The following is a 25,650-nucleotide window of genomic DNA, read 5'->3' on the forward strand; positions in this document are numbered from 1 at the left end:
GGATCGCCTGGCCGGCGTATTCGATGACATGGCCGGTGCCGCCGGCGGTGCCGATCTTGCCGATGATGGCGAGGATCAGGTCCTTGGCGGTGACGCCGAGGGGCAGCGCCCCGTCGACGGAGATGCGCATGTTCTTGGCCGGCTGCTGGATCAGTGTCTGGGTGGCCAGGACGTGCTCGACCTCGGAGGTGCCGATGCCGAAGGCCAGGGCCCCGAAGGCGCCGTGGGTGGCGGTGTGGCTGTCGCCGCAGACGATGGTCATGCCCGGCAGGGTGAAGCCCTGCTCCGGCCCGATGATGTGGACGATGCCCTGGCGCACGTCGTTCATGTCGAAGATCGGCACGCCGAAGTCGGCGCAGTTCTTTTCCAGGGTCTCCACCTGGATGCGGCTTTCCTCGTCCTCGATGCCTTTGGAGCGGTCAGTGGTCGGCACGTTGTGGTCCGGCACCGCCAGGGTCGCCTCGGGACGGCGCACCTCGCGGCCGGCCATGCGCAGCCCCTCGAAAGCCTGGGGGCTGGTCACCTCGTGCACCAGGTGCCGGTCGATGTAGATCAGGCAGGTGCCGTCGTCCTGCCGGTTCACCAGATGGCTGTCCCAGATCTTGTCAAACAGGGTACGCGGCCCTTGGGGTGCTTGCGCGGACATTCCGTTCTCGTTCCTCGATCGGTTCTTGTTCTTGTTGGACCGGCGGAAATGCGAAGGGCCCGCCGGCGCACTCTAGCAGCGTCCTGACGGGCCCTCGGCCTAAATGGCAAAGCGCGGGATGGTGCGGTCGCCCGGCGGACTTCTCCGGCCCGAGGGGCGCCTCAGCCCTCGCCCTTCCCGGCCTTCTTGGACTTGCTGCGCTCGGCCTTGGCCTTGGCGGCCTCCTGCTTGGCCGCCGCCTCCAGCTTGCCGCTGTGGCCGGTGGTCTGCTCGCGGATACGCGCCGCCTTGCCGGTGCGGCCGCGCAGGTAAAAGAGCTTGGCCCGGCGCACGTCGCCGCGGCGCACCACCTCGATGGAATCGATGCGCGGGCTGTAGAGCGGGAACACGCGCTCGACGCCTTCGCCATAGGAAATCTTGCGCACGGTGAAAGCGGAGTTGAGGCCGCGATTGCGGCGGGCGATGCAAACACCCTCGAAGGCCTGGACGCGCTCGCGGCTGCCCTCGCGCACCTTCACGTTGACCCGCAGCGTGTCGCCCGGGGCGAAGGCCGGGGGTTCACGGTCGGCGGTCAGCTTGCCGAGCTGTTCCTGATCGATCTGTTCGATGACGTTCATGGCTCTCATTCCTCAAACCAACATGCCGCGCCTCAAACCCACCTGAGGCGCTAGCCTTTGTCCTTCGTGTAGCGCGCCCAGAGGTCCGGGCGGCGCTGCCTGGTAATCTCCTCCGCGCGGGCCTGACGCCAGCGGCGGATGTTCTCGTGGTGCCCCGAGGTCAGCACCTCCGGCACCGGGCGGCCCTGCCAGTCGGCTGGCCGCGTGTAGAGGGGGTACTCCAGCAGCCCCTCAAAAGCTTCCGCCCCGAACGATTCCTCGCCCGGGCTGTCTGCGTTCCCCATGACGCCTGGCAGCAAGCGTACAACCGCGTCCATCAGCACCAGGGCCGCCGTCTCGCCGCCGGACAGGATGTAGTCGCCGACCGAGACCTCCAGAGTGCCGTGGGCCTCCAGGACCCGCTCGTCCACCCCTTCGTAGCGGCCACAGAGCAGGGTGACACCCGGCCCCGCCGCCAAATCCCGCACCACGTCCTGCGTCAACAGACGCCCCCGGGGCGAGAGGTACAGGACCGGAGCTTCGCCCTCTGATCCCGTTGCGCCGCCGCTCCAACTCTCGCGGGCCGCAGAGAGGGCCGCATCCACCACATCCGGCCGCATCACCATGCCCGCGCCGCCCCCGAAAGGGGTGTCGTCGACGCTGCGGTGTTTATCGCGCGCGAAGTTCCGGATGTCCAGAACATCGAGCGCCCAGAGGCCCTTATCCAGGGCCTTTCCCGCCAGACTCTGCCCCAACGGCCCCGGAAACATCTCCGGGAAGATCGTCAGGACCAGCGATCGCCATGCCGCCATGGGACCTCCTCTCCCGACGCTCTCCGCGACCCCGGCCCGGGTCCTGGACCAAACCGGGCCCGGAACCGAGCGCGAGGCGGCGCTTTATGGCGCCCGAAGGCCGGTTTGTCCAGCCCAAAGCGCCGCTTTTCCGCGCGGCTACCGGTCCAGCCCAAACCGCGCTCCGGTCAGCCGTCCCGGCCCTCTTCGGCATCGCCGTCCGGCGGTACCGTCACCTCCTCGGGCGCCACCACCACCAGCCGGCCCGCGGCCAGATCGACCTCCGGCACCACCGCCCGGGTGAAGGGCAGCAGCAGGCTCTCGCCGTCAGGACCGACGATCTCCAGCAGGTCGCCGGCGCCGTAGTTGTCCACCGCCTTCACCTGGCCCAGCGGCCGGCCGTCGGGGGCCTCGGCCGCGAGGCCGATCAGATCCGCGTGGTAGAAGACCTCGTCCTCCGCCACTTCTGGCAGGGCGCTACGCGCCACGTAGAGCCGCGTGCCGCGCAGGGCCTCGGCCTGGTTCCGGTCCTTGACCCCGGCGAGCCGCACGAGGACGGCGCCCTTGGCCTGGCCGACGGGCTCCAGGGTCCAGCGCTGTCCGCCGCTCTCGTCGGTGACCGGCCCGTAGGCCGCCACGTCCTCCGGCACTTCGGTGAAGCTCTTCACCTTCACCAGACCGCGCACACCGTGGGGGCCGGCGATGACGCCGAGGCAGACCCGCGCCGGCTGCTTCGGCGCCGCCGCCATGACCGGGCGCTCGCGGGTCCGCGGCGCGCGTTACTCGGCTTTCGCCTCTTCGGCTGCCTCCTCGGCGGGGGCCTCTTCAGCCGAGGCTTCCTCCGCAGGCGCTTCTTCCGCGGGGGCGGCCGCCTCGGCAGCCGCAGCTTCCGCCGCCGCCTTCTTGGCCTCCTCGGCTTCCTGCAGGCGCTCCTGCGCCTTCTGGCCGGGCTGGTTCTTCTTGGTTTGGTTCGGGATGCGGCGGGCCGGCGCCAGGTCGGCGGCGGCCAGGAATCGGCTCACCCGGTCGCTGGGCGTGGCGCCCACCGACAGCCAGTGCTTGGCGCGCTCGGCGTTCAGCACCACCCGGTCCGGATGGTCCTTGGCGACCATCGGGTTGTAGGAGCCGATGCGCTCGATGAAGCGCCCGTCGCGGGGGCTGCGGGAATCGGCGACGACGATGCGGTAGAACGGCCGCTTCTTGGCGCCGCCGCGGGACAAACGGATCTTCAAGGACATCTGAACTGCTCTCTTTCTGCTGTCAGTCTGTTTTGTTGTCTGGTCTGTTCGGAATTCTCTTTGGGCGGCCGGACTAGCCGAAGGGATTTCCGCCGCCACCCGGCATCATTCCCGGCAGGCCGCCGCGCAGCATGCCTTTCTTGCCCATCTTCTGGACCCGCTTCATCACCCGGGTCGCATCCTTGTGCTGCTTCAGCAGCTTGTTCACTTCCTGCACCGTGGTGCCGGAGCCCTTGGCGATGCGCTGCTTGCGGGAGGCCTTGATGATCTCCGGCTTCTGGCGCTCCTTGGGCGTCATGGAGGACAGCACCGCCAACTGGCGCTTGACCATGCCGTCGTCCAGCTTGGCCTTCTTGAGCTGCTGCATCTGCGCGCCGGACATGCCCGGCAGCATGCCCATCAGGCTGGAGAGGCCGCCCATCTTCTGCATCTGCTGGAGCTGCTTGGCGAAGTCGTCCAGGTCGAAGGTGCCTTTCTGCAGTTTCTTGGCGAGCTTTTCCGCCTCGTCCTGCTCGATGGTCTCCGCCGCCTTTTCCACCAGGGAGACCACGTCGCCCATGCCGAGGATGCGCGAGGCCACGCGGTCGGGATGAAAGCCCTCCAGGGCATCTAGTTTTTCACCGACACCGATCAGCTTGATGGGACAGCCAGTGACCGCGCGCATGGAGAGCGCCGCGCCGCCGCGGGCATCGCCGTCGACCCGGGTCAGCACGATGCCGGTGAGGCCGACCTGCTCCTTGAAGGCGCCGGCGACGGTCACCGCGTCCTGGCCGGTCATGGCATCGGCCACCAGCAGGCTTTCGTGGGGCTTGGCGGCGTCGCGCACCGCCGCCACCTCGGCCATCAACTCCTCGTCGATGGCCAGCCGCCCGGCGGTGTCCAGCATCACCACATCGTAACCTTCGAGGGCGCCGGACTGCATCGCCCGCTTGGCGATGGCCACCGGCGGTTCGCCGGGGACGATGGGCAGGGTCATGACGCCGGCCTGCTCGCCCAGCACCTTGAGCTGTTCCTGGGCGGCGGGGCGGCGCACGTCCAGGGAGGCCATGAGGACCTTCTTCTTTTCGCGCTCCTGCAGGCGGCGGGCGATCTTGGCGCAGCTCGTGGTCTTGCCGGAGCCCTGCAGGCCCACCAGCATGATGCCCACCGGCGCCGTGGCCTTGAGGTCGATGCCGACGCTTTCCTGGCCCAGGGTCTCGACCAGATGGTCGTGGACGATCTTGATGACCATCTGCCCGGGGGTGACGGAGCGCAGCACCTCCTGCCCGACGGCCTTTTCGCGCACCCCTTCGACGAAGTCCTTCACCACCGGCAGGGCGACGTCGGCCTCCAGCAGCGCCACCCGCACCTCGCGCAGGGCCGCGCTCACGTCGGCCTCGCTGAGGGCGCCGCGGCGCGTCAGCTTGTCGAAGACACCGGAAAGCCGTTCCTGAAGGCTATCGAACATCGGGTCGCCTGTTTCCCTTCATACCCAGCATCAGTCCCCAACATCAGTCCCCAGCATCAGTCCAACGTGTTTCGCGCCAGTGCGCGAAAACTCGCGGACTGGCGGGGCTGCCCCGGATCCCGTTCGGTATTGGGGGGCGAAAGCCGGCAAATCACCCTGGCTAGAATGGCGCGGAACTTATGGTCTGGGCCCGGCGCCGTCAAGCCCACACCGCTATGGTGCAAACAAACGGTATGATGCAAACAAATGGGCCAACGAAAACGGCCGCCCTTCCTGGGCGGCCGGTTCGTCGGGCTGACGCCTCCTGAAACTCAGTCGGCGGCCTGGATGTTCACCGCCTTCGGCCCGCGCGGATCGGCCTCCACCTCGAAACTCACCTTCTGGCCTTCGACCAGCGGGCCCATGCCCGAACGCTCGACGGCGGAGATGTGCACGAAGACGTCCTTCGAGCCGTCCTCCGGCGCGATGAAGCCAAAGCCTTTGGTGGTGTTAAAAAACTTCACGGTTCCCGTGATCATCGTCTGGGTCTTCCTTCGAACTTCAACTTAGTGCGTCCCGGGACACTTTTGCCCGGGCCGAGTGAACGCACAACATCGTCGGGGAAGACTGAGGACGGACGTTCACCACCTGCCCGGCTTTGCCGATTGCGATGAAACCCAGCCCGCGGCTTCTGACCATGCGTCCGTCACCAAGGCTACACCTATGCGCTGGCGCGCCGGAAAGCAAGCTGAATCGGACGCGATTTTTGCGCTAATCCAAACGGTTAGGGCCACACCAATGCCACGGCTCCGAACTTCGGCAAGGCCTTCGGAAGACTCTCAACGGCGGCGGAACAGCGGTCGCATTGCCGGTGCACCGCCACCGCCGCGCCGATCCAGCGGCTATGGCCCCCCGGTTTCCAGACGCCGTTCGGCGAGGGCGAGGCGCAGGTCGCGCAGCATGGTCTCCACCTCGCCGGTGAGCGCCGCGACCGCCCGCGCCTGGGCTTCGCCGCGCGCGGTCCGGTGGGCATCGCCGCTGTCGCTGACCGTGGTCAGGCGGTAGCTCGGCTTCTCCGAGACCGCCGAGGCGGTGCCGTAGGTATAGCCGTTGCGCACGTCCACCAGCACCGCCTGCGCGAAGCCCTCGGCCTCGACGCCCTCGGTCGGCAGGAAGAAGCCGATGAGCGCCAGCTTGGTGATGGCCAGGGGGTTGCTCGCTTCGCTGGAGGTGCCGAAGGGCTCGTAGATCAGCACCGCGTCGAGGTGCTGACGCGCGGCACCGAGGCGCACTTCCTGGACCACCTGGGCAAGGGACTTGCGATAGCGGCGCCAGCCGTCATCCCGAAAGTCCGGCTGCAGCGGCGCCGGCGTGGCAAGTGCCGCAATCAGCGGCGAGACCGGCACGAATTCGCCGTAGCCGCTGCCCAACCGCTCGGCCAGGTCCCGCCAGGCCTCAGCCTCCGCCGCCGGAACCGGCGAGAGACCGCCCTTGTCGAGGCGGGCCAGGCCGAGACGGGCGGGAAAGCGGAGCTGCGGCTCCACATCGGCCGCGGCGATGATCTCCGCGTCGGTCGCGGCGGCCGGGCCGGCACGGCCATCCACCGCCTTGTAGGCCGCCAGGTAGTCCGAGCCCGACGTGGTCTGGATCTGGTGGCCGCAGCCGGCGACAAGCCCGGCCAGGCCGGCGGCCATGGCCAACAGGGCGAAGCGTTTGGTGATCATGATCTCCCCCATGGGTTCGGCGCACGGCCCCCTGCCGCACGCGCCGATGTCATGCTCACCGGCAAAACGCCCGGAATGAGGGCGGAGCCATGGCGAAAATTGGGCAGCCTCTCTCCACCGACGGCTGCTGTCGGTCTCGCCAGCGGTATGGACTTATCCAGCCCGCGAGTCCTATAACCCGCCTCATGAGCGCACGGCCCTTCATCAAGATGCACGGCCTGGGCAACGACTTCGTGGTGGTCGATGCCCGGGACCAGCCTTTTGCGCCTTCGGAGGCCGCCGCGCGGGCGATTGCCGACCGGCGCACCGGGGTGGGCTGCGACCAGCTCTTGATCCTCGAGCCGCCGAGCAACGGCCGGGCCGACGTCTTCATGCGCATCCGCAACCACGACGGCGGGGAGGTCGGGGCCTGCGGCAACGGCACCCGCTGTGTCGCCGCCCTGGTGATGGAAGAGACCGGGCGCGACCGGCTGACTGTCGAGACGACCGCCGGCTTGCTGCAGGCCAGCGCCGCCGGCCCCGCGCGGGTCACCGTCGACATGGGCGAGGCGCGCCTGGGCTGGCGCGACATCCCTTTGAGCGAGGAACGCGACACCCTGCACCTGGGCCTCGCCAGCGGCCCCCTCTCCGATCCCGTGGCGGTCAACATGGGCAATCCCCATGCGGTCTTTCTCGTCGAGGCGGTGGAGAGCCTGCCCCTCGATCGGCTGGGTCCGGCGCTTGAGCACGATCCGCTGTTTCCCGAGCGCGCCAACATCGGCGCCGCCGCGGTGATCGGCCCGAACCGATTGCGTCTGCGCGTCTGGGAGCGGGGCGTCGGCCTCACCCAGGCCTGTGGCAGCGGGGCCTGCGCCGCCGCCGTGGCGGCTGCCCGCCGCGGCATCACCGGGCGCAAGGTGGAAGTGGTCCTGGACGGCGGCGCCCTGGAGCTGGAGTGGCGCGAGGACGGCCATGTCCTGATGACCGGCCCGGTGGCGACGGCCTTTACCGGAACCCTGCCCGAGGCCTTGATCCCATGAGCCCGCGCATCCTCACCTTCGGCTGCCGGCTCAATGCCTATGAATCCGAGGTGATGCGCGGCCATGCCGAGACGGCGGGCCTGGAGGACACCGTCATCGTCAACACCTGCGCCGTCACCGCCGAGGCCGAGCGCCAGGCGCGCCAGGCGATCCGCAAGGCCCGGCGCGAGCAGCCCGGCGCGCGGATCATCGTCACCGGCTGCGCCGCGCAGATCGATCCGGCGGGCTATGCCGCCATGCCGGAGGTCGACCGGGTGCTCGGCAACGAGGAAAAGCTGCGTGCGGAGAGCTTCGGCGACACGGAGGCGCCGCGGGTGCGGGTGAACGACATCATGGCAGTGACCGAAACGGCGCCGCAGCTCATCGAGGGCTTCGCCGAGCGCACCCGCGCCTTCGTCCAGGTCCAGCAGGGCTGCGGTCACCGCTGCACCTTCTGCATCATCCCCTACGGCCGCGGCAACAGCCGCTCGGTGCCCCTGGGCGAGGTGGTGCGCCAGATCCGCGCCCTCGTCGAGCGCGGCGTGGCGGAGGTGGTCCTCACCGGCGTCGACATCACCTCCTACGGCGGCGACCTGCCGGGCCGGCCGCGCCTGGGGCAGATGCTGCGCCGCCTGCTGGCCCAGGTCCCGGGCCTACAGCGCCTGCGCCTCTCCTCCCTCGACGCCATCGAGCTGGACCCGGACCTGCGCCGCCTGCTGGCGGAGGAACCGCGCCTGATGCCGCATCTCCACCTCTCCCTGCAGGCCGGCGACGACATGATCCTGAAGCGCATGAAGCGCCGCCATGCCCGCGCCGAGGCCGTGGCGCTCTGTGACGAACTGCGGCGCCTGCGCCCCGACATCGTCTTCGGTGCCGATCTGATCGCCGGCTTTCCCACCGAGACCGAGGCCATGTTCGAGAACTCCCTGGCCCTCGTGGAGGACTGCGGCCTCACCTACCTCCACGTCTTTCCCTATTCGCCGCGCCGGGGCACGCCGGCGGCGAAGATGCCGCAAGTCCCGGCGGCGGAGCGCAAGGACCGCGCCGCGCGGCTGCGCACCGCCGGGGAGGCGGTGCTGGACCGATTCCTCGATGCCCAGCTCGGTCGTTCCGCCTCCGTACTGATCGAAAAGCAGGACGCCGAGGGGCGCGTTGCCGGCCACAGCGAGAGCTTCGCGCCGGTGGTGCTCGACCGCGGCGCGATCGGCACCGTGGTGGCGGCGCGCGTGACCGGGCGGGAGGGCCAGCGCCTCACCGCCGTTCCCCTCGACCAGACGCTCTCCCCCGCGGCGTGAGCGAGACCGCGACACAGAAGGCCGGCTGGTTCCAGCGCCTCAGGGCCGGGCTCAGCCGTTCCTCCGGCAAGCTGGGCGACGGCATCGCCGGCATCTTCACCAAGCGCAAGCTGGACGACCAGGCCCTTGAAGAGCTGGAAGAACTGCTGATCACCGCCGACCTCGGCGTGGCCACCGCGGCGCGGCTGACGGCCAACCTCGCGAAGACCCGCTTCAACAAGGACGTCGATCCGGCGGAGGTGCGCGCGGCGCTGGCCGCCGACATCGCCCAGATCCTGGAGCCCGTGGCCCAGCCCCTCGCCCTCGATCCGGCAGCCAAGCCCACCGTGGTGCTGGTGGTGGGGGTCAACGGTTCCGGCAAGACCACCACCATCGGCAAGCTGGCGACCCACTACCGGGGCCAGGGCCTCTCCGTGCGCCTCGCCGCCGGCGACACCTTCCGCGCCGCCGCAATCGAACAGCTCAAGATCTGGGGGGAGCGCAGCGGCTGTCCCGTGGTCGCCAAGGACCCCGGCGCCGATGCCGCCGGCCTCGCTTTCGAGGCGGTGGAGCAGGCCAAGGCGGCGGGCGACGACGTTCTTCTGATTGATACCGCCGGGCGCCTGCACAACCGGGCCGAACTGATGGCCGAACTGCAGAAAGTCGCCCGGGTGATCAAGAAGGTAGAGCCGGCGGCGCCCCACCATGTGGTGCTGGTGCTGGACGCCACCACCGGACAGAACGCCCTCACCCAGGTGGGCACCTTCAAGGACCTGGTGGATATCAGCGGCCTGGTGGTGACAAAGCTGGACGGCTCGGCCCGCGGCGGGGTGCTGGTGGCCCTGGCCGAGAAGTACGGCCTGCCGGTCCACGTGGTGGGCGTTGGCGAAGGGGCCGAGGATTTCCGCCCCTTCACCGCCCAGGACTTCGCCCGCGCCCTGGTGGGCCTGGAGCAGAGCGGCTAAGCGAAACGCGGTCTGTGACGCAGGCGCTGCCTCGTGCAAAGTGACCGTGCCTTATGGGCACTGACATCTTCGGGGGCCTGCCATGAGAGTTCTCACGATCGCATTTCTTGCGCTGTCCACGCTGCTTGCCGGATGCGCCGGTTCTGAAACGGATGCGACCCTGGAACCGAGCGACGCATTTACTTCCGAAGCAGAATTTCTCGCCGGGAATCCGGTCGTGCCCCTGGTGATAAAAACAAGGCCGGGGAGTGTTCTGTATCAAGAAAGAATGTGGGCCATCAAAGTGGTCGAAGTTCTGGCTGATGGTGAACCAGTTGCCGGCAAACCGGCGCTCGTGCTGTTCTTGGCTGTCAACTCGCGTCCGTGGACGGTCAGAAGCAACCATTTCGTCTACGATGTAGACATCACCCGCATGCTTTTCGGCGACCTCTCACCCGACGGCGGGTATTCATTGATTGAATATAAGGTTCCAGAGGACGTTGAGGTCCTGGAAATCAAGTATCGCTTCGTTCACCACGACAACACCCCTGACGAGCGGATGCACATCTTGAAAGCATATCGCGCCGGGTAACGCAGTGCCTTCATGCCAGAGAGGCTGAGGTTAGTGGTCGTCCGTCCTCCCTCACCCAGCTTCGGCTTGGCGCGCTCTCCAATTGCGCCAAGCCTGCGCAACCCTCTCCCACGCTGCCGACCGCCCAGCAAGAATGCACCAATCAACAGATACAGGGGTGAGAGGGTGTTCGCCCGCATCAACAGTGTCCGCTAGGCCGCCACTTCAAACGGCGTTGCGGGGCCCGGCGGGACGATGCCGGGGTTGGTCACGCCGAGATCGTCGTAGTAGTGGCGCTTCACGTGGTCCAGCTTCACCGTCTCGGCGACACCGGGCCAGGCGTAGAGCCGGTGGGTGTGCCGGTCGAGGTGGGGGTAGTCCGTCAGGCGCCGGGCGTTGACCTTCAGCGCCCCGGCGTAGGCCGCATCGAGACGCACCAGGGTCGGAAACAGCAGGCAATCGACTTCGGTCGCCGTCTCTCCCAGAAGATAGGGCCGCCCGTCGGACAGGCGCTGCTCCAGTTGATCCAGCGCCGCGAAGAAATCGGCGATCGCCTCGTCGAAAGCCGCCTGATCCGCGGCGAAGCCGGCGCGATAGACGCCGCCGTTTACGCGGCGCCGGATGAAGCCGCCCAGTTCGTCGATCTCGTCGCGCAGGCGGGCCGGGTAGAAGGTCAGTCTGTTGTCCCTGAGGCCGGCGAAGGCGAGATCCAGCATGCGCATGATGTCGGCCGACTCGTCGCTGACGATGGTGCCTTCGCGGGTGTCCCAGAGCAGGGGCACGGTCACCTTGCCGGTATGGTTCGGGCGCACCTCGACATAGAGCTGCCAGAGCGCCGACGCGCCGTTGACAGGGTCAACGGTGACCTCCGGAAAGGCTGGGTCCGGGGCGAAGGTCCAGCCCTCCGGCCCGCCCCAGCGCGGGTGGAGCACCGACAGCGGCAGCACGTCCTCGAGCCCCAGCAGGCGGCGATAGAGCAAGGTCCGATGGGCGAAGGGGCAGGCGTAGGAGGCATAGAGGTGGTAGCGCCCGGGCTCTGCGGAAAAGCGGGTTCCCGGATCGGCGGTGACCCAGTTGCGGAACAGCCCCTCCGGCTGCTTGGCACGGGCGCGCTGGTAGGTGGCGGTGTCTGTGACCTGGGGCTGCCAGACCCCTTCGATCAAGGCTTTCATGTCTGTTGACCTCCTGCTGGTCGGGGGGGGATGGCCCACCCGGATGGCACCGGCGGGCGGGTCGGCGAGAGGGGATGGCTCAGCGGGCGGCGGCGGCCTTTCCGAGGGCCGAGAAGGGCTGCTTCACCGCGTGGGCGCCGTCGCCCAACAGGGCCTGGACCGCGGCGGCCACCGCCAGGAAGACCGGATACTCCCAGCCCCCGCCCTCGGCGGAGAAGACCCAGCCGTTGCCGGCATGGACCCAGGTGGCCCCCAGCAGCACCGGCAGCAGGGCCACGGCGATCAGCCGGGTCTGCACGCCCAGGATGAGGGCAATGCCGCCCAGGATCTCGGCGGCAATGGTCAGATAGGCCGCCGCCGCCGGCAGGCCCAGGGATTCGAAAAAGCCCACCGTCCCGGGAACGGTGAACACCATGACTTTGAGATAGAGGGAATGGGCGAGAAACATGATCCCCAATGCAACCCGCAACAACAGGGCGGCGTAGGGGGCGGTCTTGGCGTCGATCATTGTTTGTCTCCTGGCATGGTCGGGCGCGTGGTTCGGTGCCGCCGTGACCGCCATCTTGGGTGTGGCGCCCCACGGCGACGGATATCTTGTGATCGATGGGGATTTATGGTGTGCTTGAGCGCAATTCGATTCGCAATCTTGGCAAATTGAGTTTGCATTCTTGCAAATAACCGACCATACGGGTGACCTACGTACGGTGCTTGCGATCGCACGGTACGGCAGTCTGGCTGCTGCCGCACGGTACCTACGGGTCAATCATTCGACGGTTTTCCGCCGGTTAGGCGCCATCGAGAGCCGTTTGGGCGTACGTCTCTTCGACCGCAAGGACGGAGCATACGCCGCCACCGCCGCCGGGGAAGACCTGCTGCGCACGGCGGAGCGGGTGGAAGCCGAGGTGGAAGCCCTGGAACGCCGGCTCAGCGGCCAGGACGCACGCCTGACCGGCAGCCTGCGGCTCACGGCGCCGGACGATATCGCCGAGGTCCTGCTGATGCCGCTGCTGGCAAGCTTCCGCCAGAGCTATCCCGACATCACCCTGGACCTGGTGATCGACAACCGCATGCTCAGTCTGACGCGCCGGGAGGCCGATGTGGCCCTGCGCCCCACCCAGGAGCCACCGGAAACCCTCACCGGCCGCCGGGTCGCGACCCTGTCCTCGACCGTCTACCGCACCAGCGGACGCCTGGTTCGGGCGGCCGACGACGCGGGCGACCGGGCGGCCTGGGCGCAGCGGGACTGGATCGCCTGGGAGGATGGTGCCGGACCGCCGGCGGCCGCGCGCTGGCTGGCCCGCAATGTCGACCCGGGGCGCATCGGTTACCGCTCCAACTCGCTGCTCAACCAGGCCAGCGCCGCCCGTGCCGGCCTGGGCCTTGCAATCCTGCCGTGTTTCCAGGGCGATACCGACCCGCACCTGGTGCGGGTGATCGACCCGCCCGAGGCCTTGCAGACCGACCTCTGGCTGCTGACCCACCCCGATCTGCGCCGCGCCGCCAGGGTCCGCGCCCTGCTGGATCTGCTCTACGACCGTCTGCGGGCCATGGCCCCGCGCCTCGGAGGAACGGCCGAGCCCTGAGGGCCCCGGCAGGCGACAGTCGGAATATCCCCGAAGTCCGGATATCCCCGGGAGTCCGGCGATCTGCGGCATCCCAACACGCTTTGTTAACGCGCCGAGGTATAGCGTCCCAGGACCGTAGTCATAGCGATCCGGGACAGCTCTCATGACAGCCGCCGCAGGCGAGCTCAGCGTCATCCCCAACCCAAGCGGCGAGTCCCCGGCCGCCGGCGTTCTGGTGGCCCAGGCCCCGGCGGTGGAGCCGCAGACCCCCTGCGCCGCGGTTCACCACATGCTGCGCCAGGACGAATCCGTCTGGGCCGTCGCCGTGGTGTCCCAGGAGCGGCCCATCGGCCTGGTGGGACGCCTCGAGTTCCTCGCCAATATGGCCAGGCCCTTCTGGCCGGAGCTGTTCAACCGCAAGCCGATCACCAAGCTGATGGACCCGAACCCGCTGATCGTGGAGTGGGACCGCCGCATCGAGCAGGTCAGCGAACTGCTGCTGGCGGACAAGCCGAGCGCCATGATCGACGGCTTCATCGTCACCCGGGGCGGCAGCTACTGCGGCATCGCTACCGCCACCGAGCTGATGCGCATGACCACCGCCGTCGCCGGACATCGCTTCAACCGCCTCAGCACCGCCCTCCATCAGGTCACCGAGGCGAACGCGGCCAAGGCGAAGTTCCTGGCCAACGTCAGCCACGAACTGCGCACACCCCTCAACGCCATCATCGGCTTCTCCGATCTCATGGCGCGCAAGCTTTACGGACCGCTGACCGAACAGCAGAGCGAGCACGTCGGTTACATCCATCACAGCGGCCAGCTGCTGCTGAGCCTGGTGGAGGACCTGCTGAACCTCTCGGTGGCCGAGGCCGGGCAGATGGAGCTGCACGAGGAGTCCATCGACCTGCAGGACCTGCTGACCAACTGCGCGCGCCTGCTGGAGCCGCGGTCCGCAAGCGGCAGTGTCTGCCTGGATCTCGAGCTCGGCGAGGCCCCGGTGTGGATGCGCGGTGACGAGGTGAAGCTGAAGCAGGTCGTCCTCAACCTGCTGACCAACGCCATCAAGTTCACGCCGCCGGGCGGGCGCGTGGTTCTGCAGTCCGGCCAGACCTCTGACGGGGACCTGCAGATCCTGGTGCGCGACAACGGCATCGGCATCCGCCAGGAAGACATCGAAACCATCCTTCAGCCCTTCGGGCAGGCCCACGACACCCGGGCCCATCCGCATCAGGGTGCCGGCCTCGGCCTGCCGCTGTCCAAAGCGCTGGTCGAGCTTCATGGCGGCCAGCTGACCCTCAGCAGCCGGCTCAATTTCGGCACCGAGGTGGCGGTGACCCTGCCGGCCTCGCGCCGCCGGCCCGCCGCGGACGAAGGCCTCTCCCACAGCGCCTGAACGGCAGGCCCCCAGACCGACCAACGCGGTCTTTCTGATCGCGGCATGCGATTCGGCTATTGATCCTTCCGCCGGCCTCGCACATCTAAACAGCTTTGTCTGCGTCCGCCGTCATCCAGGGGGAAATAGGACCATGCCGCCCAGCAGTGGCACAGGGGAGCCGGCCCAGCCGGCGCCTTCGCGCCTTCAGCGCACGCTCGAATCGCCGATGGTCCAACGGGCCATCACCGGGCTCATTCTGATCAACGCCGCCGTCCTGGGGTTGGAAACCTCGGCGCGGACCATGGCGGAGATCGGATCGCTGCTGCATCTCGCCGACCGGATCATCGTTGCGGTCTTCGTCCTGGAGATCCTGGCGAAACTCTGGGTCTACCGCGGACGCTTCTTCAAGGATCCCTGGAACATCTTCGACTTCGCCGTGGTCGCCGTCAGCCTGGCACCGGGCACGGCCGCCTTCTCGGTGCTCCGCGCGCTGCGCATCCTGCGGGTCCTGCGCCTGATCTCCGTCGTCCCTTCGATGCGCAAGGTGGTCCAGGCCCTGCTGCAGGCGATCCCCGGCATGGGCTCCATCGCCGCCCTTCTGGGCCTGCTCTATTACGTCTTCTCGGTGATGGCCACCAAGCTGTTCAGCGCCGCCTTTCCGGAATGGTTCGGCACCCTCGGCGCCTCGGCCTATTCGCTGTTCCAGATCATGACCCTGGAAAGCTGGTCCATGGGGATCGTGCGGCCGGTGATGGAGGTCTACCCCTATGCCTGGGCCTTCTTCGTGCCCTTCATTCTGGTGACCAGCTTCGCGGTGCTGAACCTCTTCATCGCCATCATCGTGAACGCCATGCAGAGCCAGCACGACGCCGAGCGCGACGAGGCCCTGGAGCTGATCACCCAGCAATCCCACGGCGACGCCATGCGCCTGGAAGACGACCTCAAGGCGTTGCGCCAGGAGATCACCCAGATCCGCAAGCTGCTGGACCGCCAAGCCCCATAGCAGGCTGCTGAAAAAGTGCCAGTAGGAGGCATGCTACCCTTCGAGACGCGGTTCTGCGAACCGCTCCTCAGGGTGAGGCGAGGTGTTGGCCTGATTGACCTCATGGTGAGGAGCCCCCTGGGAACAAGGGGGCGTCTCGAACCACGAGGTCAATCACCCAACTGGCTATTTCAACAGCTTGCCAGCGGGCATTGCTTCCCCGGCGCCGTCAGGCGTGGTCGCAGGGCCGGTAGAGCGACAGCGCGTAGGCGGCCGCGCCGTCGCCTTTGATCGATCGGCGCGCCGGATTTTCCTCCAGGTGGCGGCGGACCGCCGCGATCAGTTCCTCCAGGCTCTCGTCGCCCTTGAGGCAGGCTTCGACCCCGTCCACACGGGCCCCGGCGCCCCCCAGCACATCGGCGATGGCCATGACGTAGCCGGCACAGCGGCCGCGGCGCTCCGGCGCCTCGGAGGTACAGTCGGCCAGCAGCTCGGCGCCGCTGCGGAACCGCGGCCGTTCATGGGAGAACAGGGGATCGGCGGCCACGACCGGCCCTCGGTCGACCGACCCGGCCGGAACCGGGCCGACGAGCGCGAGAGCCGCAAGAACCACCCCGGCAAGGCCAAGGCGCAGGCGGACCGGCCAGGGCCTCCGCCCGCCCGTGCCTTGCAAGCCCTGAAAACGAACGCGCATGCTTTCACCTCCCTGCGGCGCAGTGCCCAGCGCGGGCTGCTAGAGCCCGAATGGCCCCTCTTCGGGCTCGCTGGGGTTGCCGCGCGGCGCAAATCCGCTCTGGCCCCGCACCGCGCGGTGGTCGTGCAGCGCCCAGCGCACCGACGGAAAGGCCAGATCGTCCCAAGGAATCGACTGCCAAGTGAAGAGATCGAGCTCCAGAGTCTCGGCGCCGGCCGCGAGATCCGGCGACGCCAGTTCGGCCCGAAAGATGAGCTGGATCTGCGAGATGTGCAGGATCGAGTAGACCGCCAGGAGCTGATCGATGATCAGCTTGGCGCCGGCTTCCTCCCAGGCCTCCCGCTCGGCCCCCGCCGCCGCCGTTTCCTTCTGCTCGAGGTATCCGGCCGGCAGGGTCCAATAGCCCCTGCGCGGCTCGATCGCTCTCCGGCAGAGCAGAATCCGGTCCTCCCAGGTGGCCACGGAGCCGACCACAACCTTGGGATTCTCGTAGTTGATGAAACCGCAGTCGCGGCAGACCAGCCGGGGGCGGTCGTCGCCCTCCGGGATCCTGGATTCGAAGCGCTCTGAGCCCGACGCCTCGGCCGCGGCAGTCTTGCCCGTCTGTTCTTCTGCAGCCGTCATCCACACACTGTGGCGCAGCGCCCAGTGCACCACAAGGTCGCTGCTCAAGGGTCGGAGGAGGCCGGAGGGGCCCGAAGGCCCGGGCTCAGGCCTTCAGATCGACGAAGGAACCGCGGGGCGGGATTCGGCCCGCTTCGGGCGGACCGGCCGGTTCGTTGCGGTCCGTGGCCGGGCCGGTGGACAGCGGATTGGTCGATGCCGGGCTCGCCGCTGCGGAGCTGACCGATGCGGCGGTCGCGGGGCTGCCGAGGGCTTTCAGGACCGTAAGCGCGAGGGGGGAGCTGTGTTGGCCGATTTGCATGGCACGAGTATTCGCAGCGCGCGGTTAAGACCTGGTGAAGTTTCCCGATTCTTTGTCTTTGCGAATCCTTTGACCCGCACAGGACCGATGGCCACGCCCTAAAATCTAATCAGAGCAATGAGTTCTGCGACGTTATTCAGAAACTTCATCCTTAGGTGGTTTTCCAAATCACATACACGCATAGGTCTATATTTCCCGGCCCGCTCCGCGAATCTAACATCCTGAAACGACTTACAAATTTTAGACTTCCCGGAATTGTTCGCTGACGGCCCTCTGCTTTGGCTGATGTGATTTCACATAAATAGACCTGTGCTTCGACCGATTTTTATTTCCCCTTTTTCTATTATTTCTTGACAATCCTTGGTCGGGGGCGATGAATTGCTAAGCGGCCAATTTCACAGTGTTTTTACCTTAACTTCCTATTTTGTAGGGGGTTTCGCCGGAATCCGAACGCGTTGCGCTTTGTTTGCGAGTATTGGGCAAAGCCTTGGGAAGTCCGCTTTTGAGGATCGGATCGAGGAAGAGTTGAATGGAAGATCAGGATCAGGATCTTCACTCACTGTTGCAGCTAGCACTCCACAAGTCGATCGAAGGCCGCGAACAGCTGTCTTCGCAGATCGCCCAGATGTCCATGGAGCGCGATCACCTGTTGAGCGACCAGGAGCGCGACACGATCTCGCAGATCCTGGACAAGCTGATTCACGAATTCGAGGTGCCGATTCGCAAGAAGCTGAGTGACCGGCTGTCGCGCAATCCGGCCGCGCCGCGGGCCCTGGTCATCGCCCTGGCCAACGACGAGATCGAGGTCGCGCGGCCCATGCTGCTGCGCTCCAGCCTCTTGTCCGACGATGAACTGATCCGCATCATCCATCACCGCAGCCATCAGCATCAGATCGCCATCGCCCGGCGCCGCGAGCTGAGCGAGGCGGTCTCCGACGAACTGGTGAGCACCCACGACAAGGACGTCATCAAGACCCTCCTGGAGAACCACAGCGCCAGGATCTCCGAAGCGACGCTCAGCTATCTGGCCGAGCAGGCCGAGCACACCGACGAATTCCAGGAGCCCCTGGTTCACCGGCGCGACCTGACCGCAGCAATCGCCCAGCGCCTGTACTGGCGGGTGGCGGCCAACCTGCGCGCCGACATCCTGAAGACCTACGACGTGCACCCGACCTCCCTGGACGACGAGCTGGAGGCCACGGTGCTGGATCTCGCTGCCGAACAATCGGCCAAGGCGAACGGGCCGCAAAGCCTGGAAGCGACGGCCACACAGCTCGCCCGCACCATGGCATCGGAGCAGAAGATCTCAGCCGCGCTCCTGATCCAGACACTACGCCAAGGCGAAGTTCCGCTCTTCGAGGCACTTTTTGAAGAATGGAGCGGAATTTCCATGCCGCGGCGCGCCGAAGTGATCTATGGTCAGGGCGGCGAGACACTGGCCATCGCCTGCCTTGCTCTTGGTGTTTCAAAGCAGGACTTCGCGACCCTCTTTCTCCTGACGCGCAGCGCCGGGATCGAGGGGCGCAAGACGTCCCCCGGTGATCTCTCCAAGGCGACGAAGGTCTATGACCAGGCAAACCGGGACGACGCGAAGCACGTGCTGCGTGGCTGGCAACGCGCAAGCGGATTCCAAACCGCGGTCGAGGAAATGGAAGTGGGCCGGGCAAGACAGGGCTAGGCAGGTTTGGTGAAGACAGACGCAAGCAAGCCGACGATCGTCTCCCGCAGCGCGGAAGCCAGCGGGGCGCCCAAGGCAAGTCCCCCGGCAGCCAAGCCGGAAGACCAGTCGGTGCTGGCGATCCTGCAGCGTGACCTGCTCGAAGAGGGCCCGCCCACCTGCATCATCGATGACAGTGGGGAAATCACCTATACCAACAAGGCCTTCGAGAAGATCTACGACGCCCTGGCCGCCGCCGATGCCCTGCCCAATCAATCGGCCCTGGGCACCTGGCCCCACAGCCCCGGCTCGACACCGATTGCCGTCAGCCAGGAACACAAGCTGATCATCGACGGGCGCACCGAGTACTTCCGGGCCAAGCGCCGCGCGATCCGGGGGGGCGACGGCAGCCTGCGCGCCACGGCGCTGGTCTACGAGCCGACGACCAAGCTGAAGGCGACGGCCACGGCGCTGGTTCAGGCGACCACGCGCCTGGACGACACCACGCGTCTGGTCTCGGACTGGGTTTGGGAAACCGACCGCAGCCTGATCCTGACCTTCGTCTCGCCGCGGGTCCACGACGCCCTGGGCTATCATCCGCGCGAGTTGATCGGCCGCTCACTGATCGACATCCCCACCGAGCCGACGCCCAAGCTGCTGTCGCTGAGGACTTCCAACCAGCATTCCCCCTTCCGCGATACCGAGGTCGAGGTGGCGAGCCGCGAGGGCGCACGGCTGCTGTTCCGCCTGAACGGCCTGCCGGTCTACTGCCCCGACAGCGGCGACTTCCTCGGCTACCGCGGCACGGCGGAGAACGTCACCGCCCTGCGCCAGCGCGAAGAGGCGCTGATCAGCGCCAAGGAGAGCGCGGAGCTGGCCAACCGGGCCAAGACCGAATTCCTCGCCAACATGAGCCACGAGCTGCGCACGCCGCTGAACGCTGTGATCGGCTTCTCGGAGATCATGGAAAGCGAGCTTCTGGGGCCTCTGGGCAGCAACCAGTACAAGAGCTACGCCGCCGACATCCACGAGAGCGCCCAGCACCTGCTGACCCTCATCAACGACATCCTCGACGTCGCCAAGATCGAGGCGGGCGCCCACGAGTTGCGCGAGGAGGTGGTCGATCCGCGCGACATCATCTCCGCCGTGCGCCGCCTGGTGGCGGAGCGGGCGACCCGCGCCGAGCAGAGCTTCGAGGTGAGCCTGCCCGACGACCTGCCGCGCCTGCGTGCCGACGAGCGCAAGCTGAAGCAGGTGCTGCTGAACCTCATGTCCAACGCCATCAAGTTCACGCCGGAAAAGGGCGTGGTCGAGCTCTCGGCCCGGGTCGACAGCGACGGCAGCTTCATCTTCCAGGTCAGCGACACCGGGATCGGCATCTCCAAGGAGGACATCCCGCGGGCCTTCGCCCCCTTCGAGCAGGTGGACAGCCGTCTGAACCGCCAGTTCGAGGGCACCGGCCTGGGACTGCCGCTCTCCGCCGGCTTCGTGCGCCTGCACGGCGGCCGGCTGGATCTGGAAAGCGAACCCGGCGTCGGCACCCGCGCCATCGTGCGCCTGCCCCCCAGCCGCGTGCTTTAACCCGCATTTCTCAACGGCCCTGCGCCTGCCGCAAGGCACCCATGCCAGGACCGCTTCTTGCTGACCGCCCCGGCGGGGCCTAGCCTGCGGTCATCATGCCGGACAGCAGTGTGACAGGGGCCGCCGCGGCCGCGGCCCGGGGCTATGGCTCGCAGCGCCAGGCCGCCCTCACGGGCATGCGCCATTCCCTGGGCGTGCCGGCCCTGGTGCTGGGATCCTCCTACGTCGGTTTCGGGTCGCTGATCCAGGGCGCCGATCTCGCCGTCTGGCACGGCCTCTTCTCCACCTTCACCGGCTGGGCCCTGCCCGGCCAGATCATCCTGGTGGAGCTCTACAGCCTGGGCGCCTCGATCCTGGTGGTCTCCGCCGCCGTGGCCATGACCAATGCCCGGCTGCTGCCCATGACCGTCGCGCTGATGCCCTTTCTGCGCGCGCCGGGCACGCCGCGCTGGCGCTACTACCTCTTCGCCCACTTCATCGCCGTGACCGGCTGGGCCGCGGCCATGCGCCATTGCCCGCAACTGCCGGAGCCGCAGCGCCTGCCCTACTTCGCCGGCTTCGCGGCCACGCTCTGGGCCATGTGCCTGGGCGCCACGGCCCTCGGCTTCTATCTCGCCGATCTGCTGCCGGGCTACATCACCCTGGGGCTGGTGTTCCTGAACCCCATCTATTTCATGCTGGTCTTCGTCGCCGATGCACGCCACCGCGCACGCATCCTGGCGCTGGCGGTGGGGGCGGTCTGCGGCCCGCTGCTGCATCTCGTCTCGGCGGACTGGGGCCTGCTGCTGACCGGTCTGCTGGCCGGATCCCTCGCCTTCTTCGCCGACCGCCTGTGGAGCCGCGACCATGGCTGAGCCGGGACTCCTCGACTCCGCCTTCTGGCCAATCGTGCTGATGATCGCCGGCGGCCTGGTGACCTACTTCTGGCGCGCCCTGGGGGTCGCCCTCTCCGGGCGGATCGATGCCGGCAGTCCGCTCTTCGAATGGGTCGCCTGCGTCGCCTATGCGATGCTGGCCGGGCTCATCGCCCGTATGATCCTGCTGCCCAACGGCCCGCTGGCCGAGACCGCCAGCGCCGACCGCATCGCCGCCGCGGTAATCGCCCTGGCGATCTTCTTCCTCGCCCGGCGCAACGTCGGCCTGGGGGTGGCCGCCGGCGCCGGTGCCCTGGTGCTGATGACCTGGGGCCGCGCCTGGCTGCTGTAGGTTTTGTGTTTTGACGGCACCGGCCCGCTCCCCCTCCCGGCCACCCATAGGATAATCGCCCATGGAAACAATCGGGGGGTGGTCGGACGGGGGAGCGGGCCGGAACCGTTTCGACGTAAGTCGAAAGCGCCAAAAGCCCAGCCGGCGGCCTTTTGAATCGCCCGGACCTTTGGTGTAATGAAGGGCCGAGCAGGCACCGAGGACCGGATGACCGACCTTTTCGACAGCTTTCTGGCGCCCCTGGACCGGGAGACCTTCTTTGCCGAGCAGTTCGGCAAGGGCCACAGGCACTTTCCCGGCCCGGCGGAACGCACCGCAGATATCATGACCTTGAAGCGGCTGAACGAGCTGCTCTCCATGACGTCGGTGTGGACGCCGGAGACCATGCGCCTCTTCCTCGATCTGCAGCCGGTCGCAACCGCCGACTACTGTGCCAGGGTCCCCTCCATGCAGGGCGGCGCCAGTCTGCGCCCCGACCCCGACATGGTGCAGACCTGGATCGCCAAAGGCGCCTCGGTCATCCTCAACGACATCGACGCCCTCTCCCCCGGCGTGCGCGCCCTGGCCAACGACCTGCAGCAGGCCACCGGCGGACGCAGCCAGGCGAACCTCTATTTCTCCATGCACCAGCACAAGGCCTTCGGCCCGCACTGCGACGTGCATGAGGTCTTCGCCGTGCACTGCGCCGGCGAGAAGGTCTGGAACATCTACGAGGGGCGCGACGAGGCACCGGTCAACCACCCGGACTTCCTGCCCTCCGACGCGGAGCGGGAGCGCCGCGCCGGCAAGATCGTCGACCAGGTCGAGATGAAGCCCGGCGATCTGCTCTACATCCCCCGCGGTGTCTATCACGACGCCCTGGCCTCGGCGAGCGGCGCCATCCATATCGCCTTCGGGGTGACCCTGCCCAAGCCCCTGGACCTGCTGCCGATCATCTGGGATGCGGCCATCAAACACCCCTGGATGCGCGCCGACCTGCCGCGGGAGATGGACGCAGCGGCGCTGAAGGACGTGCTCGCCGAGATGGGCACGGCGATCGCCGGCGCCCTCACCTCCGAAGGCGCCCGCAAGGTCGCCGCCAAAGCCATCGCCGACTGGCCCTATGCCTTCAAAAGCTACGATCTGGAAAACCTGGTGGCGGCCGGCGCCTCAGACTCCGCCGAGCCGGGCTATACCGTCAGCAAGCAGGTCAAGGTGACCCGCCACAACGGCAAACCCTACCTTTCCGACGGCAAGCAGCAGGTGGAGATCCCCGGCGAGGTCGCCCGCCAGGTGAACTTCATCATGGCCCGCGAGCGGGTGACCGAGGCGGCGCTGCGCGCCGAGTTTCCGGAGATGAGCGAAGCCGCCGTCGCCGAGTTGTTCCGCAACATGAAATCCATGCGCGCCATCGGCTGAGAGGCCCGGCGCCGTCAAAACATGAAAGGTTCTAGGCCGCGTCTTCCAGGGCCTTGACCCCCGGCAAAGTTTTGCCTTCGAGCCATTCCAAGGAGGCGCTGCCACAAGCAATAGCTTTATTGGTATCAGCTTTCTTTAACAGATCAGGCATTTTTGTCGCGAACGAAACTGCGTACATTTGACTCTGCTTCTCGCAGCAACAACTTGCCACTATCCAGTTCGGCAATTAGTTGGTCAAGTACCGCAACGACAGCCCGTTTCGCTTTGATGAACTCACCTGTCAACCTTGGAAGACCTAGCGCTGATTTACGAAACTCCTTAATGGAATCTGCTGTTGTCCCCATCGTTGCATGCAATTCGAGGATCGATTGCAGTGATGAGTTTGCTTGTTTGATGTTTACTTCGTCTACATCCACCTCCGCCAGCAGAGAAAGGAAACGTATCACTGCCTTCATCCCGGCATTTAAGGCTCGACTGAACAGAGGTATTTCCGCCTCCAAACGAGCTGTAAATGCGTACATGTCGGAAGATGTCTTCGATATGATCCTCTTTGCGTCTTTTCTGTTTACACTTCCATTTGCGTCTTTGGGTAGGCTCGCTAGCTCAGCTACATGCCGATTGATCTTGACACCAAGATCCTCAATTGCCGCATTGAGTCGATCTGAAATCTCCACGAGTGACTCAAACTGGCCCTCGAATACCTCCGGCAGTTCCAGGAGCCCGAGTTCTTCCTCATGTTCTGACGCCGCGTCCGACGTCTGAATGGGTCGTTTAGTCGGTTCTTTTGGCTCGTCGTCATCGGTCTTTCTCTGAAGCTGTGCCTTCCACTCCTGAGCTTGGCGTGTCAGATGGACATGAACCAGTTTTCCAAATTCTTCGACGCTTCTGAAAGTCCAATACAGTGCACCCTCAGAGCCGAGGGATTCTCGGAACTCGTTGACCTTGGTCAGCTGAGCAAGATCAATGTGGCTTGGTGAAATCGCCTCATCCTTGAAGTACATCATGACCCTAACGCTTGAAGGATCAGCATCATATCGAGCTTTCGCACGTTCGAATTCTTCCACCGTGCCTGAGCCCGATCGTCCAGTAGGCGTTCCATACCGGCACCACATGATGCCGATGAACAAATCATAATCACTGGGAATTTGATCGTTAATGACGGCCTGTGCGTCGTCACCCACTCCTGGATATGCGTCCGTCTCCCACCTAACCAATTCGAAGCGAAGGCTTAGCTCTCGGCTCCAAGCTTTGTTGATCTCGCGGATCACCTCTTCAAGTTTGTCCCGTTCGTCGCTTACATCGCTGGGCGACGCTACAAAAACAGAGAGCACATCTTCCTGGCGAGGCACGCGTAGAGTCCCTTCGCGAGCAAAAACACTGGTGCAATTTCGAAGTTGCCTAATACCACTTCAGATGGAGTCTGTCATGCGACTCACGTGCGGGAAAAATCTCGACTACATGTAAAGGTCTATGCCGCGTCTTCCAGCGCCTTGACCCCCGGCAAAGTTTTGCCTTCGAGCCATTCCAGGAAGGCGCCGCCGGCGGCCGAAACGTAGGAGAAGTCCGCCAGCACCCCGGCATGGGCCAGCGCTGCCACGGTGTCGCCGCCGCCGGCCACCGACAGCAGCTTGCCGGCCTTGGTGCGTTCCGCCGCGGCCCGAGCCACCAGGTTGGTGGCGGCATCGAAGGGCGGCACCTCGAAACAGCCCAGCGGACCGTTCCACACCAGGCTCGCGCAGTCGCCGAGACGGCGGCCCAGGTGCTCGGCCGTCGCCGGGCCCAGGTCGAGGATCATCTGGCCCGCCGGCACCGCCTTCACCGAGACGACCTCGGTCTTGACCCCCGCCGCCAGCTCGCCGGCAACCACGGCGTCGGTGGGCAGCACCACGTCGCAGCCGGCGGCCTTGGCCTTGGCGAGGATCTCCCTGGCGGTCTCCGCCATCTCGTGCTCGCAGAGGGAGCGGCCGACCTCGACGCCAACGGCGTTCAGGAAGGTGTTGGCCATGCCGCCGCCGATCACCAGCATGTCGACCTTGGCCACCAGATTGCCCAGCAGGTCCAGCTTGGTGGAGATCTTGGCGCCGCCCACCACCGCGGCCAGCGGCCGCTTCGGCTGCTCCAGGGCGGCGGCGAGGTGTTCCAGTTCGGCCTGCATCAGCCGGCCCGCCGCCGCCGGCAGCCGCCGAGCCAGGCCCTCGGTGGAGGCATGGGCGCGGTGGGCGGCGGAGAAGGCATCGTTCACGTAGAGGTCGCCAAGGGCGGCGAGACCGTCGGCGAAGGCCGCCTCGTTGGCCTCCTCGCCGCCGTGGAAGCGCAGGTTCTCCAGCAGCAGCACACCGCCCTCCGGCAGCTCGGCGAGCGCCGAGGCGGCATCCGGGCCGACGCAATCGGCGGCGAAGGCAACGGAGGTTCCGCCCAGAACCGCCCCCACCACCGGGGCCAGCGGCGCCAGCGACATCTCCGGCACCACCTTGCCCTTGGGCCGGCCGAAGTGGGAGAGCAGCAGCACCTTGGCACCGGCCGCCGTGAGTTCGCGCACCGTCGGCGCGGCGCGCTCGATGCGCGTCAGGTCGGTGACCTTGCCGCCGGCCATGGGCACGTTGAAATCGACGCGCAGCAGGACCGCCCTGCCGGCCAGATCCAGATCGTCCAGGGTCTTGAAAGCAGGCATGGCGTGAGCCTCGCGAGAATTGCTTGGGGGCTACGGTGCCGGAAAGCACGCGCCGGAGTGTCGCGAAACCCGCAAGAGCACGCAAGTGCGAAGGAGGGGAGCGGCGCGCCGCTCTAGGGCCTGTTGAGGTTCATTTCGCTGTCATGGTCCGAGCGCATTTGGCCCGCGGTTAGGAGCGACGAGGAAGGACATGCCTAAGCATATTCGACGAGGAGC

General features: G+C 66.7%; 26 protein-coding genes. 12 read left to right on the forward strand and 14 right to left on the reverse strand.

Annotation, left to right across the window (positions count from 1 at the left end):
* The 8 genes from Q0996_RS15600 to Q0996_RS15635 form a co-directional block, all read right to left on the reverse strand.
* A partial coding sequence (locus tag Q0996_RS15600; protein ID WP_299621645.1) for an aconitase family protein occupies positions 1-646 on the reverse strand: 646 nt, incomplete at its 3' end.
* 161 nt (positions 647-807) lie between these two features.
* Entirely contained in the window at positions 808-1,263 is a 456-nt protein-coding gene (rplS, locus tag Q0996_RS15605) for a 50S ribosomal protein L19 (RefSeq protein ID WP_299621648.1), read from the reverse strand.
* Between the two features lie 50 nt (positions 1,264-1,313).
* On the reverse strand, positions 1,314-2,054 hold the full coding sequence (gene trmD, locus Q0996_RS15610) for a tRNA (guanosine(37)-N1)-methyltransferase TrmD (protein WP_299621651.1): 741 nt from the start codon (positions 2,052-2,054) through the stop codon (positions 1,314-1,316).
* A gap of 167 nt (positions 2,055-2,221) precedes the next feature.
* The gene (gene rimM, locus Q0996_RS15615; RefSeq protein ID WP_299621654.1) at positions 2,222-2,782 is read right to left on the reverse strand and encodes a ribosome maturation factor RimM; all 561 of its coding nucleotides are present in this window, start codon (positions 2,780-2,782) and stop codon (positions 2,222-2,224) included.
* Positions 2,783-2,812: 30 nt separating this feature from the next.
* Positions 2,813-3,271, reverse strand: a complete 459-nt coding sequence (rpsP, locus tag Q0996_RS15620) for a 30S ribosomal protein S16 (RefSeq protein ID WP_299621656.1) — start codon at positions 3,269-3,271, stop codon at positions 2,813-2,815.
* 73 nt (positions 3,272-3,344) lie between these two features.
* Positions 3,345-4,718, reverse strand: a complete 1,374-nt coding sequence (gene ffh / locus Q0996_RS15625) for a signal recognition particle protein (protein ID WP_299621659.1) — start codon at positions 4,716-4,718, stop codon at positions 3,345-3,347.
* A gap of 311 nt (positions 4,719-5,029) precedes the next feature.
* On the reverse strand, positions 5,030-5,236 hold the full coding sequence (locus tag Q0996_RS15630) for a cold-shock protein (protein ID WP_299621662.1): 207 nt from the start codon (positions 5,234-5,236) through the stop codon (positions 5,030-5,032).
* 363 nt (positions 5,237-5,599) lie between these two features.
* A complete protein-coding gene (locus Q0996_RS15635) occupies positions 5,600-6,421 on the reverse strand; it encodes a hypothetical protein (RefSeq protein ID WP_299621665.1) in 822 nt (273 codons plus the stop codon).
* Between the two features lie 185 nt (positions 6,422-6,606).
* Between Q0996_RS15635 and dapF the strand changes: the two genes are divergently transcribed.
* The 4 genes from dapF (at position 6,607) to Q0996_RS15655 (ending at position 10,229) form a co-directional block, all read left to right on the forward strand.
* On the forward strand, positions 6,607-7,440 hold the full coding sequence (dapF, locus tag Q0996_RS15640; RefSeq protein WP_299621667.1) for a diaminopimelate epimerase: 834 nt from the start codon (positions 6,607-6,609) through the stop codon (positions 7,438-7,440).
* Positions 7,437-8,714: a tRNA (N(6)-L-threonylcarbamoyladenosine(37)-C(2))-methylthiotransferase MtaB gene (mtaB, locus tag Q0996_RS15645; protein WP_299621670.1), complete on the forward strand. Its 1,278-nt coding sequence runs from the start codon at positions 7,437-7,439 to the stop codon at positions 8,712-8,714. The genes dapF and mtaB overlap by 4 nt, the downstream gene beginning before the upstream one ends.
* Entirely contained in the window at positions 8,711-9,658 is a 948-nt protein-coding gene (gene ftsY, locus Q0996_RS15650; protein WP_322096724.1) for a signal recognition particle-docking protein FtsY, read from the forward strand. Before mtaB ends, ftsY begins: the two co-directional genes overlap by 4 nt.
* Positions 9,659-9,740: 82 nt before the next feature.
* Positions 9,741-10,229: a hypothetical protein gene (locus Q0996_RS15655; protein ID WP_299621673.1), complete on the forward strand. Its 489-nt coding sequence runs from the start codon at positions 9,741-9,743 to the stop codon at positions 10,227-10,229.
* Between the two features lie 191 nt (positions 10,230-10,420).
* Here the strand turns inward: Q0996_RS15655 and Q0996_RS15660 are convergent, their stop codons facing one another.
* Together Q0996_RS15660 and Q0996_RS15665 are read right to left on the reverse strand one after the other, a co-directional pair.
* Positions 10,421-11,380 (reverse strand): glutathione S-transferase family protein, encoded by a 960-nt coding sequence (locus Q0996_RS15660; RefSeq protein WP_299621676.1) that lies wholly within the window; start codon positions 11,378-11,380, stop codon positions 10,421-10,423.
* A 79-nt stretch (positions 11,381-11,459) separates the two neighbouring features.
* Positions 11,460-11,888 carry a DoxX family protein gene (locus Q0996_RS15665; protein WP_299621679.1) on the reverse strand — a complete coding sequence of 143 codons (429 nt, stop codon included), beginning with the start codon at positions 11,886-11,888 and terminating at the stop codon, positions 11,460-11,462.
* A gap of 196 nt (positions 11,889-12,084) precedes the next feature.
* Here Q0996_RS15665 and Q0996_RS15670 point away from each other — a divergent pair, with 196 nt between their 5' ends.
* The 3 genes from Q0996_RS15670 to Q0996_RS15680 all read left to right on the forward strand — a co-directional run bounded on the left by Q0996_RS15670 (position 12,085) and on the right by Q0996_RS15680 (position 15,323).
* Positions 12,085-12,963, forward strand: coding sequence for a LysR family transcriptional regulator (locus Q0996_RS15670; RefSeq protein ID WP_299621682.1), 879 nt, complete (start codon positions 12,085-12,087; stop codon positions 12,961-12,963).
* A 145-nt stretch (positions 12,964-13,108) separates the two neighbouring features.
* Positions 13,109-14,338 carry an ATP-binding protein gene (locus Q0996_RS15675; RefSeq protein ID WP_299621685.1) on the forward strand — a complete coding sequence of 410 codons (1,230 nt, stop codon included), beginning with the start codon at positions 13,109-13,111 and terminating at the stop codon, positions 14,336-14,338.
* 133 nt (positions 14,339-14,471) lie between these two features.
* The gene (locus tag Q0996_RS15680; RefSeq protein ID WP_322096725.1) at positions 14,472-15,323 is read left to right on the forward strand and encodes an ion transporter; all 852 of its coding nucleotides are present in this window, start codon (positions 14,472-14,474) and stop codon (positions 15,321-15,323) included.
* 208 nt (positions 15,324-15,531) lie between these two features.
* Here the strand turns inward: Q0996_RS15680 and Q0996_RS15685 are convergent, their stop codons facing one another.
* Both Q0996_RS15685 and Q0996_RS15690 read right to left on the reverse strand, forming a co-directional pair.
* A complete protein-coding gene (locus tag Q0996_RS15685; protein WP_299621688.1) occupies positions 15,532-15,996 on the reverse strand; it encodes a Rap1a/Tai family immunity protein in 465 nt (154 codons plus the stop codon).
* Between the two features lie 39 nt (positions 15,997-16,035).
* Entirely contained in the window at positions 16,036-16,668 is a 633-nt protein-coding gene (locus tag Q0996_RS15690) for an NUDIX hydrolase (RefSeq protein ID WP_299621691.1), read from the reverse strand.
* 782 nt (positions 16,669-17,450) lie between these two features.
* Here Q0996_RS15690 and Q0996_RS15695 point away from each other — a divergent pair.
* The 5 genes from Q0996_RS15695 (at position 17,451) to Q0996_RS15715 (ending at position 22,763) form a co-directional block, all read left to right on the forward strand.
* A complete protein-coding gene (locus Q0996_RS15695; protein WP_299621694.1) occupies positions 17,451-18,599 on the forward strand; it encodes a DUF2336 domain-containing protein in 1,149 nt (382 codons plus the stop codon).
* A 9-nt stretch (positions 18,600-18,608) separates the two neighbouring features.
* Positions 18,609-20,159 carry a PAS domain-containing sensor histidine kinase gene (locus tag Q0996_RS15700; RefSeq protein WP_299621696.1) on the forward strand — a complete coding sequence of 517 codons (1,551 nt, stop codon included), beginning with the start codon at positions 18,609-18,611 and terminating at the stop codon, positions 20,157-20,159.
* Positions 20,160-20,254: 95 nt separating this feature from the next.
* Positions 20,255-21,013 carry an AzlC family ABC transporter permease gene (locus Q0996_RS15705; protein WP_299621699.1) on the forward strand — a complete coding sequence of 253 codons (759 nt, stop codon included), beginning with the start codon at positions 20,255-20,257 and terminating at the stop codon, positions 21,011-21,013.
* The gene (locus Q0996_RS15710; protein WP_299621702.1) at positions 21,006-21,365 is read left to right on the forward strand and encodes an AzlD domain-containing protein; all 360 of its coding nucleotides are present in this window, start codon (positions 21,006-21,008) and stop codon (positions 21,363-21,365) included. Before Q0996_RS15705 ends, Q0996_RS15710 begins: the two co-directional genes overlap by 8 nt.
* A gap of 207 nt (positions 21,366-21,572) precedes the next feature.
* Positions 21,573-22,763 carry a cupin domain-containing protein gene (locus Q0996_RS15715; protein ID WP_299621705.1) on the forward strand — a complete coding sequence of 397 codons (1,191 nt, stop codon included), beginning with the start codon at positions 21,573-21,575 and terminating at the stop codon, positions 22,761-22,763.
* 143 nt (positions 22,764-22,906) lie between these two features.
* On the opposite strand, the gene Q0996_RS15720 is transcribed toward Q0996_RS15715, so the two are convergent.
* Both Q0996_RS15720 and pgk read right to left on the reverse strand, forming a co-directional pair.
* The gene (locus tag Q0996_RS15720) at positions 22,907-24,112 is read right to left on the reverse strand and encodes a DUF4062 domain-containing protein (protein ID WP_299621706.1); all 1,206 of its coding nucleotides are present in this window, start codon (positions 24,110-24,112) and stop codon (positions 22,907-22,909) included.
* Between the two features lie 119 nt (positions 24,113-24,231).
* The gene (gene pgk / locus Q0996_RS15725; protein ID WP_299621708.1) at positions 24,232-25,434 is read right to left on the reverse strand and encodes a phosphoglycerate kinase; all 1,203 of its coding nucleotides are present in this window, start codon (positions 25,432-25,434) and stop codon (positions 24,232-24,234) included.
* Positions 25,435-25,650 lie beyond the last annotated feature (216 nt).

The sequence above is a fragment of the Pelagibius sp. genome (assembly GCF_028289705.1).
Lineage (GTDB): Bacteria > Pseudomonadota > Alphaproteobacteria > Kiloniellales > Kiloniellaceae > Pelagibius.

What these genes read in the sequence shown, in the direction of transcription:
- rplS (WP_299621648.1), bottom strand. Translation starts at nt 1,263, where the DNA reads ATGAACGTCATCGAACAGATCGATCAGGAACAGCTCGGCAAGCTGACC.
- trmD (WP_299621651.1), bottom strand. Translation starts at nt 2,054, where the DNA reads ATGGCGGCATGGCGATCGCTGGTCCTGACGATCTTCCCGGAGATGTTT.
- rimM (WP_299621654.1), bottom strand. Translation starts at nt 2,782, where the DNA reads ATGGCGGCGGCGCCGAAGCAGCCGGCGCGGGTCTGCCTCGGCGTCATC.
- rpsP (WP_299621656.1), bottom strand. Translation starts at nt 3,271, where the DNA reads ATGTCCTTGAAGATCCGTTTGTCCCGCGGCGGCGCCAAGAAGCGGCCG.
- ffh (WP_299621659.1), bottom strand. Translation starts at nt 4,718, where the DNA reads ATGTTCGATAGCCTTCAGGAACGGCTTTCCGGTGTCTTCGACAAGCTG.
- Q0996_RS15630 (WP_299621662.1), bottom strand. Translation starts at nt 5,236, where the DNA reads ATGATCACGGGAACCGTGAAGTTTTTTAACACCACCAAAGGCTTTGGC.
- Q0996_RS15635 (WP_299621665.1), bottom strand. Translation starts at nt 6,421, where the DNA reads ATGATCACCAAACGCTTCGCCCTGTTGGCCATGGCCGCCGGCCTGGCC.
- dapF (WP_299621667.1), top strand. Translation starts at nt 6,607, where the DNA reads ATGAGCGCACGGCCCTTCATCAAGATGCACGGCCTGGGCAACGACTTC.
- mtaB (WP_299621670.1), top strand. Translation starts at nt 7,437, where the DNA reads ATGAGCCCGCGCATCCTCACCTTCGGCTGCCGGCTCAATGCCTATGAA.
- Q0996_RS15655 (WP_299621673.1), top strand. Translation starts at nt 9,741, where the DNA reads ATGAGAGTTCTCACGATCGCATTTCTTGCGCTGTCCACGCTGCTTGCC.
- Q0996_RS15660 (WP_299621676.1), bottom strand. Translation starts at nt 11,380, where the DNA reads ATGAAAGCCTTGATCGAAGGGGTCTGGCAGCCCCAGGTCACAGACACC.
- Q0996_RS15665 (WP_299621679.1), bottom strand. Translation starts at nt 11,888, where the DNA reads ATGATCGACGCCAAGACCGCCCCCTACGCCGCCCTGTTGTTGCGGGTT.
- Q0996_RS15675 (WP_299621685.1), top strand. Translation starts at nt 13,109, where the DNA reads ATGACAGCCGCCGCAGGCGAGCTCAGCGTCATCCCCAACCCAAGCGGC.
- Q0996_RS15680 (WP_322096725.1), top strand. Translation starts at nt 14,472, where the DNA reads ATGCCGCCCAGCAGTGGCACAGGGGAGCCGGCCCAGCCGGCGCCTTCG.
- Q0996_RS15685 (WP_299621688.1), bottom strand. Translation starts at nt 15,996, where the DNA reads ATGCGCGTTCGTTTTCAGGGCTTGCAAGGCACGGGCGGGCGGAGGCCC.
- Q0996_RS15695 (WP_299621694.1), top strand. Translation starts at nt 17,451, where the DNA reads ATGGAAGATCAGGATCAGGATCTTCACTCACTGTTGCAGCTAGCACTC.
- Q0996_RS15705 (WP_299621699.1), top strand. Translation starts at nt 20,255, where the DNA reads ATGCCGGACAGCAGTGTGACAGGGGCCGCCGCGGCCGCGGCCCGGGGC.
- Q0996_RS15710 (WP_299621702.1), top strand. Translation starts at nt 21,006, where the DNA reads ATGGCTGAGCCGGGACTCCTCGACTCCGCCTTCTGGCCAATCGTGCTG.
- Q0996_RS15715 (WP_299621705.1), top strand. Translation starts at nt 21,573, where the DNA reads ATGACCGACCTTTTCGACAGCTTTCTGGCGCCCCTGGACCGGGAGACC.
- pgk (WP_299621708.1), bottom strand. Translation starts at nt 25,434, where the DNA reads ATGCCTGCTTTCAAGACCCTGGACGATCTGGATCTGGCCGGCAGGGCG.